The sequence below is a fragment of the Chryseobacterium metallicongregator genome (assembly GCF_031324065.1).
Classification (GTDB): domain Bacteria; phylum Bacteroidota; class Bacteroidia; order Flavobacteriales; family Weeksellaceae; genus Chryseobacterium; species Chryseobacterium metallicongregator.
Genome location: NZ_JAVIXS010000016.1, coordinates 35,831 through 48,316 on the forward strand (window position 1 = coordinate 35,831; position 12,486 = coordinate 48,316).

Here is a 12,486-nt window from a genome sequence, read left to right on the forward strand (position 1 = left end):
TATGATACAATTAAAAAACAAACTTTGGGGATTACTTCTGATAGTACCAGGATTATCTTTTAGTCAGGCTTATCAATGGCAATGGGGAAAACAGGCAGGAGGATTAACAGGTTCTGCTGATCCGGGGTTTCATTATGTATTTGATGAATCTATAAGGGATATTGTAGTGGATAATAACAATAATACCTATTATCTTGCCACAATGCGTGAACAGGATCAAAATCTGAATGGAGCTTCTGTAACCAATTACGGTCTGAGTGATCTTTTTCTGTTCTCTGCAGACTGTGCAGGAAATATAAGATGGACCAGGCCAATAGGAGGTTCAGGAGATGGAGAAAATGCATGGCATATTAAAGTAGATAATAACGGAGGATTATATGTGCTGGCAACCCTTTATAACAATTCATATGTAGGAGATCCTAATGTTGTTCCTATGCATTTTGATGATACCCATACACAGCCTTTGTATACTTATTATGACCAAACGATAGAACCAGCCCATAAAGCTGCTTTTCTCCTAAAATATAATACTTCAGACGGTACATTGGCATGGAGCAAGTCTTTACAGGGTGATGTTAGCTATTCCACGCGAATGTGTGATGTTCAGATGATGTATATGGATGCATCTAAAAATATTCATGCTATAATGGGGTTTAGAGCAGGTACGCATTTAAACGGATTAATTACAGTGCCTTCAACCTTTACATCAACGTATCAGTATTATGCCGTTAAATTCAATTATGATAATGGGAATATGACACCAGCGACTCCTTTGCTTCTTCCTGTTACAGGAGGAGCAATAAATATTGTAGGAAGAGAGGGAAAAGTGAATGTAGTATACGATGAAAGTTTGAATCGTTATTATATCGCTGGTAAAAGAATGGATCCGGGATTCAGTAATCTGGTTGATCTTTCCTATAACAATGTTCCATTTACGAAAGCAGCATATGTACTTGCTTTAGATGGTACTACCGGAGCTGAGGTATGGAGAAAAGAACTTAATAATGGTACAACAAGTACGGATGATGAAATTCATGCAATTATAAAAGACCCGGTTACTTCAGATATTTATATTTCAGGGCGTTATTTTAACGGAATAACCGTGCCTGCAACTTTCGGAAGCTATACTTTTCCTCTGAGAAATTATGTGGAAGCTGTTCCGTTTGTTATGAAGATGAACGCAGCAGGTACAGTACAATGGGCAAGAACTCCGGAAGCAATGTCTGGTCTTCAGTTTGGTTATCGTTTTACCAAAGGAACAATTGCTATAAATGGAAATGAAATAGCCTTTGCTAAAGGAAGTTGGTCTGATGTCTGGGGAAGCTATGCAATGGTACGTCCTGATGGAGACAGATCAGATCCTTTATTGGTGAGACTTAATAAAGATACCGGAGATGTTTTGGGAACAGGAGAAATCCGCAGTAACTATTATGTTATAGATGAATTTACGGCGGTTGCTGCAGATAATGATGGCAACTATGTGGTGGGAGGTTTTTTTCATGATCAGTTATTTACAGATGCCAATGACAATGTCAATACAATGGCGGTTAATGTAGCAGGAGGAAAATCTCAGTCTTTTTTTACAAAATTTGCTAAATCAGCGTGCAGTCAGATGTCAGTAGAAGAAACTGCTGCTCAGGCAGGAATGCAATTATATCCTAATCCGGTTCAGGATGTATTAACGATTAAGAGTAAAGAGCCTTTGGTTTCTTATGAGATTTTTGGGGCTACGGGACAACTGGTAAAACAGGGAACTTTGAATATGATGCAGGAACAGATTGTAGTATCTTCTCTTCAGACAGGAGTATATTACGTTAAACTTAAAACCAAATCTTCGACAGTAACGGAAAAAATATTGAAGAAGTAAAAAAAACAAAACTGAAAACTAATAACCTTATATATAAAGCAGTGTTCTCCAAAAGAAAGCACTGTTTTTTTATCGTTGCTGGTTGATGGAATTGAATAACCTATTCCGTATTTTTGCACAGAATTAAATGGCTAAACTGTTTATTCCAAAATATGAACAATATGTTTTCTGATAATCGTCAAATTGGAGTGGTTTCTTCCTTTTCTGAACTTGTAAATACCCATTTTCAGGGAGTGATGAATGCCATTTGCTGGCATCGAAATATGGCGGGTGATTTTAAAGAAATTGTGGCAAAGCTTCAGTTAAAAGATAATATCACCGAAGTCACCAGTGAAGATCTTTTAGCACTCCAACTATCAGAAGAAGGCAGTATAGCGAGAGAAATTATTTTAAATGATTTGCAGTTACTGACAGATTTTGGAGCATCTCCTGTTCTTAATTTACTGAAATGCTATGAACGTGACGAAGAACTTGGTTTTATTTCAACAGACGTATACTCGTATCATGTAGACCGTTCACCTGTAGGAACAGATACTTTTCTTTGTACTTATCACGGGGCAGCAAGCGACATCATAGCCAATGATGAGGTTGAACAGAAAATTTTAATTCCTGAAATCCGGGAACAGCTCAAAACATTACACGACGGTCCGGAAGAAGAATTTGAAGACTTCCTGAAAGAGTATTTCTTTGATCTTCATTATCAGCCTAAGCCTGATGCAAAGCCTGTCAATTTGGGTGTTGGCCATCTTTGGCGGATTGCTGTAGATCATCCTGACCAAGAAGCATTACCTTGTGTTCACAGAGCACCTGTTGAAAATGATGGAGCATACAGATTGCTGTTGATTTGTTAGATTATATTTTGAGTAAAATCAATTGATTGAATAAAAAAATCCAATATCGGAAAGATGTTGGATTTTTTATGGCTGCTTATAAAGCGCTTTTTTACTCCTGACTGATTGCCTTTAGTTCGTTTAAGTAATCTTTACTTTCAATATTCCCGACGGCAAATTCGTGTTCCAGCAGTTTGATTTTTTCTGTCTTAGTGTAAGATCGTTTATAGATTTTTTCCAGTATGCTGCCCTCATCAGGCAAAGGATTGAAGATGTTTTTCAGATCCCGATACGCATGATAATACCTGATTCCCAGTAATCTTTGTGAATGTGCATTGAAATGTACACCGTCAGGATTGGCAGTAAGGTCTTTTGCGGTGGCAAAATAACAGTTTTCATGAGTCTGTGCAAACTGTTCCAATTGCTGATTGACTAAAGGATAATGAATGAAATACGGTCCAAATATTCCATGGGATAGATAATCGCCTAAGCCACCAATGATAAGAGGAATTTTCGGACTGTTTAATTCTTTACGCAGCGTTTCAATAATTTCAGAAAATTTTTCCTGATACTTTTCTGCCTTTTCAGGAGAGCAGTCACTCTCACCCTGATGCCATAAGATTCCTTTGATTTCGCTTGTTCGTTGGGCAAGTCTGGCTTGTGATATAGCGTTTTCAAATAAAGCACCATCCACAGCCCAGTCATCAAGACTGGTGCCTCCGTCAGCACATGGAATTAATCCAATTTCATTCTGCGTATTATCAAGTCTCCATGCTGCTGCAAATGAAGCCGCAAGCCCGATACCCGAACTTGGACGATCATAATTTATCGGTTCTGACATGATTTGCCATAATCCGTTTCTCAGTATTTTAATATGTTCGTCAAAAATAGGAGGGACTTCCTTTGCGTAGCCGCGTCCAGCCATATTGGACTGGCCTATCATTAAAAAAGAATGTATCATTATTGTTTATTTAATTGCATGCCTATGCTTCTGCTAAAGGCATTCCAGGCTAGTTTTTTTATTTCATTGGGAGCAATATCTCCGGATCTGTAAGCGGTGATGGTTGCAGTGATCGTATTTGTGAAAAGAATTTTTATCCAGACTAATGGCAACTGGCTGTCTATCAATCCTTCTTTTTGTAGTTTTTCAATTGTACTGAACAGCTCATTTCTTACTTTTAAATACTCCTTACCTGTTTCGGTTTTATAGGTAGGCTCAATTTCATTCAGTTTTATCAAAAAAGCATACTTTGTTCCGCTCTCAATTCCTGCATATAATAAGTTTTCAAGTTGTACCAGCGGATCTGTGGAACTGTTACAAGCTTTAATAGCTGCATTTTCCCAGGCCTGCATCATATTTTTGTTGCAGGCTTCCAGTAATTCGTTCCGGTTTTTGAAATAGCGGTGCAATGTCCTTCTGTTAAGATTACAATGTTCTGCAATCTCTTCAAATGTTGCCGAAAAGTTTTCATTGAAAACCGTTATAGCGGTATCAATAATTTTTTGTTGAGTACTCATTATTTTTTATTGGCTCAAATTTACGACAAATGTCTCAATATTGAGACATTAATTTAAAAAATCATGATCAATAGAAATCGGTATTGAGAATAATATGCAGTAAATCAAGTGATTAAATTTATTTTTTTAAATCCCAAGCAAGGATATGGAATTTCTGTATTTATATAGATGAGTACTCAGTAAAATATTTTTTTAATCAAAATAATTAATTAAAATCAAAATGAAAAAATTCATTCATGTAAAATTGATATCTATGCTTGTGATCTTATTGGCTATTCCTTTTGCTCTGGCAAGCTGCAGTAATGATGATGAATCTCCTAAACCTAATCCTGTGACCATCAGTTTTGATGATCTTAATGGTGAATACACAGGAAAAGCAAGTGTATCCCAGGGAACTGTAAACGGAGAAACAGCGATTGCTTTTACGGCCAAGAAAAACTTGATTTCCTATTCAGAATTTCCAATGAAAGAAATTATTTACTCTGTAATTTCTGATCCCGTGAAAGCTAATCAAGCCTTAACAGCCATTGGGAAAATAAAATATGACCTGGATTATACAGCAGTTTTATATCAGTATAAAAAGGAAATAGAACTTAATCTTCTTCCTAAAGAATTAACGGTTCAGGTTCCTATGGATGGAGTAAACAAAAAGGTGGTCATAACATTTACAGCTTCCAAAAAAGGATTGTTTACCAAACAGAGCAAGCAAAATATGAATTTTGAACTGCTTGCGAGTAAAATAACCGTTGAAGGAACAGCTGTCAATCCTTTCAATCCTATAAAATATAATTTTCAAATGCTGAAGAAGTAATCGCAGGATTAAATATTGTACAGATGCACTTACACAAGTGCATCTGTTTTATTTCTTAATTACCATTTGATCCTTATTTTAGGAACTACTTTTTTTATTTCTTTGGCTACATTAGTTCCTGCTTTTCCCAGTTCATTACTTATGTTTCTGACCACTTTTACGGCTTCATGATTTTTTCCGGGACCGTATTGTAAATCATGAACGGTCGTATTCCATGTTTTAACGATATCATTCGTAGGTCCGAACTGATTTTTTAAGGCATCTCCAATTTGATTTAATCCTTTAACAATCGTATTATTCTTTCCAAAACATCCATGATCTCCACCTACACCGTTTGTTAAACATTTGCTTAATTCACGGTAGGTCAATTGGCCGCCTGCACAACCTGCAAATGCATAAGGCTGGCCTCCGGTACTTACAGCGCATTCCACTGCTATTTGTGCTTCCGTATTCAGATTAAGCTTTCCTGCGCCGTAGCACACAGCAGTTCCCATAAAGGTTACCTGACCACTGCTGGCCTGATCTTTAAAGCAGGAAACTAATTGTTTTAACTCCGGATTATTTACTTTATCAGCAAAACAAAGCGGATACATTTCGTAATTATTACCATATTCTTTATAGCATTTCATCATATCCTGAGTAATCTGTCTTTCTTTTGAACCTCCTAATATACTGAGCATACAAAGACTTTGTTCCTCAGGGGTTTCTGAGTTTTTGGCGCACTTATAAATTTCAAGTTCTTTTTTGCCAGCCATATTTGTTACCATACAATCCCCGAATTCCAGCTTATTGATTGTTCCGTCAGGATTCATGGTGTTTTTATAACAGTCTACAGCCGTTTGTTCGCTTGTCATCATGACGTCCCCGAAAGGTTTTTGTTCATCCACTATTTGTGTAGGTAAGGGTCTCAATCCGTCAGCGGTTTCAATTCCTATTTGATTATCGTAAGTTGGTTTTGGCAGGAACATCACAGGTCGGGGAGGGACAGGAATCGTGGAATAACCAATAATCCGGTATCCCAATCGGTAATCTAATTCAATAATATTTCTATCAAAGTCAAGAAAAAATGCCTTTTGATAAGGAACTGCCGAGGGCAAACACAGATAATTAATTCCGGTTTGGTCATATACTGCCTGGCCTGCATTTCCCGGATTTCCATTCTGAACAATTACTCCCGTGTTATACATGGTAAAAGACTGGCCGTAAGTGGTCAAAACCATTTGCCCGATTGGATAAACCTGCGCAAACAGGAAGGAACAGAAACTCATCAGTGAAATCAGTACACTTAAAATTGATAGTTTTTTAATAATTGCGTCCATGGTACTTATTTTTTGATAAAGTTACCTCTGTAAACAAATACTAAAACATTACCCTTTTTCGCTATTTTTCAAAGCAAACGATTAAATAAAGGGAATTAAATTACTTCCAGGTAAAAAATAAACTGCAGTGATCATTGTTGCTTAGAAAGTAAAGAAGAATTCCTGAACTGAGCGTTTCTGAAATTGAAATGTATCAGGAGTAGGACGGTAAAGAGTCAAGCTGTAAATTCCTATTCTGACGAAATAATTTTGTTTTGTTCATTCGTGGTTTCGGTAACCTTACTTTTTTCTGCAGGTGTATGAGTTGTCCCAAAAATATGTCTTCGATGATTCTCGCCCCAATCCTGTAATGAAGTTACCACCTGATCCAATGTACTGGTATAATCTGTAGGGAAATATTCAATAATGACAGGGTAGCTCTCTGTTACGATCCGTTCAATCAGTCCGTTCTGTTCCAGTTCCTTTAATTCCTTTGCCAGTACTTTTGGTGTCAGCTTTGGAATGCTTTTTCGTATTTCTGTAAAACGTCTGTTTCCTGCATTCACGGAAATGATAATCTGCAATTTCCACTTTCCGCTGATGATGTCCAGAGTGTCCCGAATGGGTCTAAGTGCTTGCAGGCATTCTTTATGATCATGATGTTCTTCCATGTTGCTTTCCTTTAGGTAACTGCTATACTTTGGAATGTGAATTTACAATAATTTTGTCCCTGTCAAAAACAAAAAATTTAGAAATGGCAAATATTTTAAATATCAAAACAAGCATCAGCGGTGAAGATTCGGTAAGCAGCAAACTGTCACAGGCAGTAATTGAACATTTATTGGCAAAAGATAATTTGAGCAAGGTTGTTGTTCGTGACCTGGCTAATGATATCATTCCGCACATGGAACTTGAGCACTTCAATGCCTTTAATGTAAGAGACGAAGAAAAAAATGAACAGGAAAGAGAAGTTTCAAGGTTCTCAGATCAGGCGATAAAGGAAATCCAGGAAGCAGATATTATTGTGATTGGTGTTCCGTTTTACAATTTTGGGATTCCTTCAACATTGAAATCATGGATTGATCATATTTCTATTGCAGGGAAAACATTTTCTTACGCCGACGGTACACTCAAAGGACTTCTTGAAAATAAAAAAGTATACCTGAATTTTGCGGTAGGAGGAGTCTATGATAATGGAATCGTAGAGAATATGGAAAAATACCTGAAGACATTTTTTGAATTTATAGGAATTACCGATGTGGAAGTTTTCAAAACAGAAGGTACAGTGATACCGGAACTAAGGGAAGCGAGTTTTCTGAAAGCTGTAGAAGACATTGAAACAGCCATCACTCAGGCCTGATAAATATGACAGCTACTTATCTTAAAATACAGATAGGTAGCTGTTTAGCTTATTGTAAAGATGTATGCCGGATTAGCAATTATTATTTTTCGTGATTAATACTGTTTTAGGATGGTCAATAGAGATTAAGGTTTTAGTTTCCGATGCAGTATCAAAGAAGTGTTTATAATGGTGGTTAAGACAATACAAGGTGTACAAAACTGGTACACGGTTAAGATGCTGCAACATCTTTTTTTTACATTTTTGCGAGAATATATTTATCTTAAATATTTGTTAGTCATTGTTTTATATTTTTTATAGATAAATTTAAAGACACATTTGCATTACTTTTGTAAACCTTTAATTTTATAGGCAATTACAAATCAAATACTTAATAATTCTCGATGTAACTATGATAATTGATACATTTTGCTTGTATCCTCAATTTTTTTATCAAATTATGGATGAAAATAAGGTTTGAATTTAATAACAGATTGTCCAGATTTCTAAATTAAATTTTTTCAATAAATCTTTCTAACAAAGCTAAAATTTTGTTTGACTCAAATTTAAATCAACATTATTCAGTGAATTTTAAATAAATTTCCCTATTATTTTAAATCATCGCTATTATAATCCATAGAATAATTAAGAGTTAGAATTACTAGCTTTTCTTCATTTTTTCTATTTGCTGAAATCTGTTCTAAAATATCTTTAATACCAGATACTCTAAGTTGAGGTCAAGTTACAATGATGGAAATCATCATTTGTTTTCAACTTATCCATTAAGAAGTCCGAATAAAATATTCTTTAAGCTTATTCATCAGCATCATCTCATGAGTATAGTTGTTACTATTCATTATCTCATTAAATAAATCAAATAACTCTGACCGAGCAAGTGCTATTGATCCCATTCCATATTTATGAAGCTTTCTATTTAATTCACAAATATGCATTGTATAAGATCCCTTTGGTGAAAGATCTATGTAAATATCTCCAATTTTACGAATGTGTTCTTCATAATTGTCAAAATGTGGATGCACAACTAAGAATCTATCTGAAGATCTCGGATATAAAATTAATGTCCTTTTTCCCTTTACAACTTCCTCCAACGTTCCAGCCACTTCTTTGTTATTCTTAATCTCATTGCAGTCAGAACATATAACACATAAATTTTTAGGTTCAAACATAAAATTTAAATATTTGCTTTTAGGAATAATATGCTCGACATGACAATTTTTCACAGACCTTAATGAAATCTCGTTTCTACAATAAAAACATTTCTTTGTTAAGTTTCTGTAATAATTTCGAATAATTTTTCGAATATCTTGGATTTCATCTTCACCCCAATCTGAACTCTTAAGATCAGGCCTAGCTAGAAAATCCAAAACTCTCATTTTTATCTCATGAGTATAAACAATTGGATTATTAATATCAGCCATTTTTTTTAAGTTCTTTAATTAATTGAAATAGGTTTTTTATAGGATCATTATTCTGTAAATTTTTTATTTGAGATTTCAAAAGCTCAAAATTCCTTAAATCTTCATCGTCAAAATGGTTCGTTTTACCTACTTTTGAAATAATAGAAAATGATATCCTAGCTAAGTATTCGTTTTTAAACCCGGGTGCATTAAAAACATTTGCTAATTGAAAATCTACAGAATTATTGGCCATCTCATAACCATTTTTTAATTCCATCTCATCCATTTGTAATATAAAACAGTTCTGTTGTGACAGTCTTGCGATTATTTGTGGGGAATGGGTAGCTATAATAAAATGGCAATTCTTATAGTTTTGGAATGTTTCCATTAAAAGAGTAATATACCTTTCTTGCCACTCTGGATGTAATGAAATTTCTGGTTCGTCAATTACAATTAAGCTGTTATCTTCAATATGGCAGGCAATACCTAGAAATGTCGTAAATATACATTGCTGACCTGAGCTCGCTTCATTAATTTTATGAATGCGCTCAGTTTCGAGTTTCATAATTTCCACATCCTTTAATCTTGCAATACCGCACTCAATTAAAAACAATAGATCGTGAATATGCATTTCTGAATGGATATATTCCACATTCATAGTTACGATAGGTAAACGTTTTTCCTTTCTAAAGTCGTATTCAAAAAAAATATTTTTTAACTTTTCAATTTTTTCTGTTTTAAATTGATCTTCGAAAAAATACCTATGAAGTTTACTAGGACCTTTAGATAGATTGCTCAAATCTTGATCTTCCAAAAATTTTTTGACCTGAGTAGAGGTAGTTCCTATTTCAAATGTGATGATGAGCTCTTCCGAATATCCTAAGTACTTTAATACATTTATTACTTCTAAATAATTCCCTTCTTTGCCTAATCGTATATAGAGTAATTCTTTAATAATTTTAGACATAAAACCCAGTGAAATATCAAATGATTTCACATCTCTAATTCCTATATAAGAATAAAAAGTATTAATAATTGGCTCGTAATATTGAGGTTGTATAAGTGGGAATTTATCATAAGGACTTGTTGAAACTGCAATTATTTTTTTTGGTGGTTCAGTACATATAACTTCTCCAGGCTTACTATTTCCGTGTTTTCTGATTAAATTATGAGGAATAAAATTTTCGATAACTCCGTTCAGTAGGCGACTCTTACCACTTCCGTTCTTTCCAACAATTATCGTATAAATATTTTCTGAATTTTTGTAAGTACGGTTATAAAATTTATAGGATTTATGTCCTTTATTATAGCTAATTATCATATTATAGTTTTCCTTTGCATGGTTTATGCTGTTAATATACAAGTATGTATTATCAGTTAAAAATATTCACTAGTTATGATTTCGAACTTGGTATATATTAAAATGTTGCCTTTAAAATTTTTCCAGTTTTAAACTAGAATTCTAAATTTTAGAATTAAATGGCCATTTTTTACTTTGATCGTTCCATGAATTAATATTATTAAGCATGCTGAGATAAGTTGGCGGTTGAGAAGCTTCCATCATTGTCTTCCAAGATGGTGAAAAGAGTTGAGTAGTATTTGGCCTTTGAACTATGCCCAAAGATTCCCAAGTTTTAAAAAGATTGCTCTGAGATCCGTATATTCCACCACCTAATCTTTCGTTTGTTTGCCACGAAGACTCCCTATCTCTAACACTTTGATGCTGCCATTCGTCGTTATTTGAAATAATTTTTTGTTCTTCTTCGACCATCTCTTTCGTTACTTCAATATTAACTATTTCAAAAGCTTTTGTCAATTTATTAGTTAAAAATATGGAATTTTCTGAGTTAACTCTATCTCTGAACTCTTGTGCTAACCAGTCATTTAAATGTGGTTCTTGTTTAAAAATATATCCATAATCAGAATCTCTTGTTACAATAATAACAGATTTTCCAGAGGTTTTAGCACACTGTATTATCCACTCCCAATTAATAGCATCACCGATTGAGTTATCGCTATCTTTTCTTGGAGGATATCCTAAATCAAATCTTTTTCTAGCCACTTCAGCTATAACAGTGTTTGCTATATTATCGCGGTTAAGATTAAATTCTGATTTATGAGCAAATATCTCTTCAAGTTTTTTGTAAACTTGATCATGCTCCAATGGGTTGGTCAAAATTGATGCAAATTTGTCTTCAAGCTTTGACTGGTATTCGTTTAACTTTTTCTTTGTCTCATTAAAATCCTTAACTTCTTCTTCAACTGTTAAGATATGTGGCAAGCTCAATGAAAAGTTTCTAGTTTTAGTTAATTCAGTATAAGTTTGTCCAAAAACAATTTGTCTGTTTTTTTTAAACTCCATTTCGATTTGAGTTGTAATAATTACAGAGTCTTTGCGTTTCAGTATTTCATCTAATAATTTTATTGACACATCAGAATTTCTAATCCTATAAAAATCTAGAAAAACATTTGTATCTATAAATATAAGAGAGTTAGTAAAATCAGAAACTTTTTCCATTGCACTTTCATTCTGAGTTAAATTATCATCTATTTTTTTGGGTACACTCTCATTCCCAATATTATTATTATCCATTTAAATTATGATTTTTTTAAATCTTGATGAATTTTAGCCAAATTAGCTTTCATATCCGCTAATCTTTTCTCTTCTTCTTTTAGTTTGAATTCTTCTTCCAACATCATTACAATAGCATCTAATAAAACTTGAAAGTATGCTAAACACTCATTCTCTGAAAGCTCATGAATGCCTTTGCTTACAATACCGTAAATACTTCTGTGAGAAACTAAAATAGTTGGTAAATGATCTTTTAATATTAAAATTTTATCATCCATTCTGGCTACTTGATATGCTGCTTCATCCCAACCTTGCAAAATTTTGCTCTTCTGATGTTTACTTTCTATTAAATTTTCAAAAACTCTTCGTAGATAGACATAAGATCCAATACCTACCCCATTAGCCGCTAAGCCGACCGCCTTTTTTATTTCGTGAAGAGAAGGTTTGTCAATAACTTTAGAAAATTTATTAAGTTTCGAAAATTCCAAATCAGCTAATGATGGATATTGTCCTATCTTTACTAGAAATGATTCGTAAATATCTTCTTCAATTTCAATTGATTGTAAAATGAAAAAATATTTGAAAAGTTCTTGTGTTCTCACACAAACTAATTCTATATTATGGAAACCGTTATATTTTTCATAATTTGAAGTGACAGTTCCAAAATGTCTATTTCTTCTAATAATAAAAGATGTATTTTCACCAATTGATGGATTGTAACCCTCTATCTGATATGTATAATGAAAAAAATCGCTTATTAATTCAGAATGTGTTTTGTCAAGCTTGATTTTTTGATATAGTGGTAACGAGAAGAATAAATCTTGAACAGTCAT

At 33.8% G+C, this 12,486-nt stretch carries 12 protein-coding genes; 4 read left to right on the top strand and 8 right to left on the bottom strand.

Annotated elements, in window-relative coordinates; all coding sequences use genetic code 11:
* The first annotated feature begins 1 nt into the window (after position 1).
* Together REB14_RS16815 and REB14_RS16820 are read left to right on the top strand one after the other, a co-directional pair.
* A complete protein-coding gene (locus REB14_RS16815) occupies positions 2-1,867 on the top strand; it encodes a T9SS type A sorting domain-containing protein (protein ID WP_309522760.1) in 1,866 nt (621 codons plus the stop codon).
* Positions 1,868-2,019: 152 nt separating this feature from the next.
* The gene (locus REB14_RS16820; protein ID WP_309522761.1) at positions 2,020-2,718 is read left to right on the top strand and encodes a DUF1826 domain-containing protein; all 699 of its coding nucleotides are present in this window, start codon (positions 2,020-2,022) and stop codon (positions 2,716-2,718) included.
* Positions 2,719-2,809: 91 nt separating this feature from the next.
* On the opposite strand, the gene REB14_RS16825 is transcribed toward REB14_RS16820, so the two are convergent.
* Entirely contained in the window at positions 2,810-3,658 is an 849-nt protein-coding gene (locus REB14_RS16825; RefSeq protein ID WP_309522762.1) for a sialate O-acetylesterase, read from the bottom strand.
* A complete protein-coding gene (locus tag REB14_RS16830; RefSeq protein WP_079242465.1) occupies positions 3,658-4,215 on the bottom strand; it encodes a TetR/AcrR family transcriptional regulator in 558 nt (185 codons plus the stop codon). The genes REB14_RS16825 and REB14_RS16830 overlap by 1 nt, the downstream gene beginning before the upstream one ends.
* A 220-nt stretch (positions 4,216-4,435) precedes the next feature.
* Between REB14_RS16830 and REB14_RS16835 the strand changes: the two genes are divergently transcribed.
* Positions 4,436-5,026, top strand: coding sequence for a DUF4840 domain-containing protein (locus REB14_RS16835; protein WP_309522763.1), 591 nt, complete (start codon positions 4,436-4,438; stop codon positions 5,024-5,026).
* Positions 5,027-5,085: 59 nt separating this feature from the next.
* Here REB14_RS16835 and REB14_RS16840 read toward each other — a convergent pair whose 3' ends face one another.
* Positions 5,086-6,345: a hypothetical protein gene (locus REB14_RS16840; protein ID WP_309522764.1), complete on the bottom strand. Its 1,260-nt coding sequence runs from the start codon at positions 6,343-6,345 to the stop codon at positions 5,086-5,088.
* A 230-nt stretch (positions 6,346-6,575) separates the two neighbouring features.
* A complete protein-coding gene (locus REB14_RS16845; RefSeq protein ID WP_309522765.1) occupies positions 6,576-6,995 on the bottom strand; it encodes a winged helix-turn-helix transcriptional regulator in 420 nt (139 codons plus the stop codon).
* Positions 6,996-7,078: 83 nt separating this feature from the next.
* Here REB14_RS16845 and REB14_RS16850 point away from each other — a divergent pair, with 83 nt between their 5' ends.
* Positions 7,079-7,684, top strand: a complete 606-nt coding sequence (locus REB14_RS16850; protein WP_309522766.1) for an FMN-dependent NADH-azoreductase — start codon at positions 7,079-7,081, stop codon at positions 7,682-7,684.
* A gap of 761 nt (positions 7,685-8,445) precedes the next feature.
* Here REB14_RS16850 and REB14_RS16855 read toward each other — a convergent pair.
* The 4 genes from REB14_RS16855 to REB14_RS16870 form a co-directional block, all read right to left on the bottom strand.
* Positions 8,446-9,102: an HNH endonuclease gene (locus REB14_RS16855; RefSeq protein WP_105680876.1), complete on the bottom strand. Its 657-nt coding sequence runs from the start codon at positions 9,100-9,102 to the stop codon at positions 8,446-8,448.
* The gene (locus REB14_RS16860) at positions 9,095-10,402 is read right to left on the bottom strand and encodes an AAA family ATPase (protein WP_123864402.1); all 1,308 of its coding nucleotides are present in this window, start codon (positions 10,400-10,402) and stop codon (positions 9,095-9,097) included. The genes REB14_RS16855 and REB14_RS16860 overlap by 8 nt, the downstream gene beginning before the upstream one ends.
* A 141-nt stretch (positions 10,403-10,543) precedes the next feature.
* Entirely contained in the window at positions 10,544-11,674 is a 1,131-nt protein-coding gene (locus REB14_RS16865) for a PIN domain-containing protein (protein WP_309522767.1), read from the bottom strand.
* A gap of 5 nt (positions 11,675-11,679) precedes the next feature.
* A complete protein-coding gene (locus tag REB14_RS16870; RefSeq protein ID WP_309522768.1) occupies positions 11,680-12,486 on the bottom strand; it encodes a hypothetical protein in 807 nt (268 codons plus the stop codon).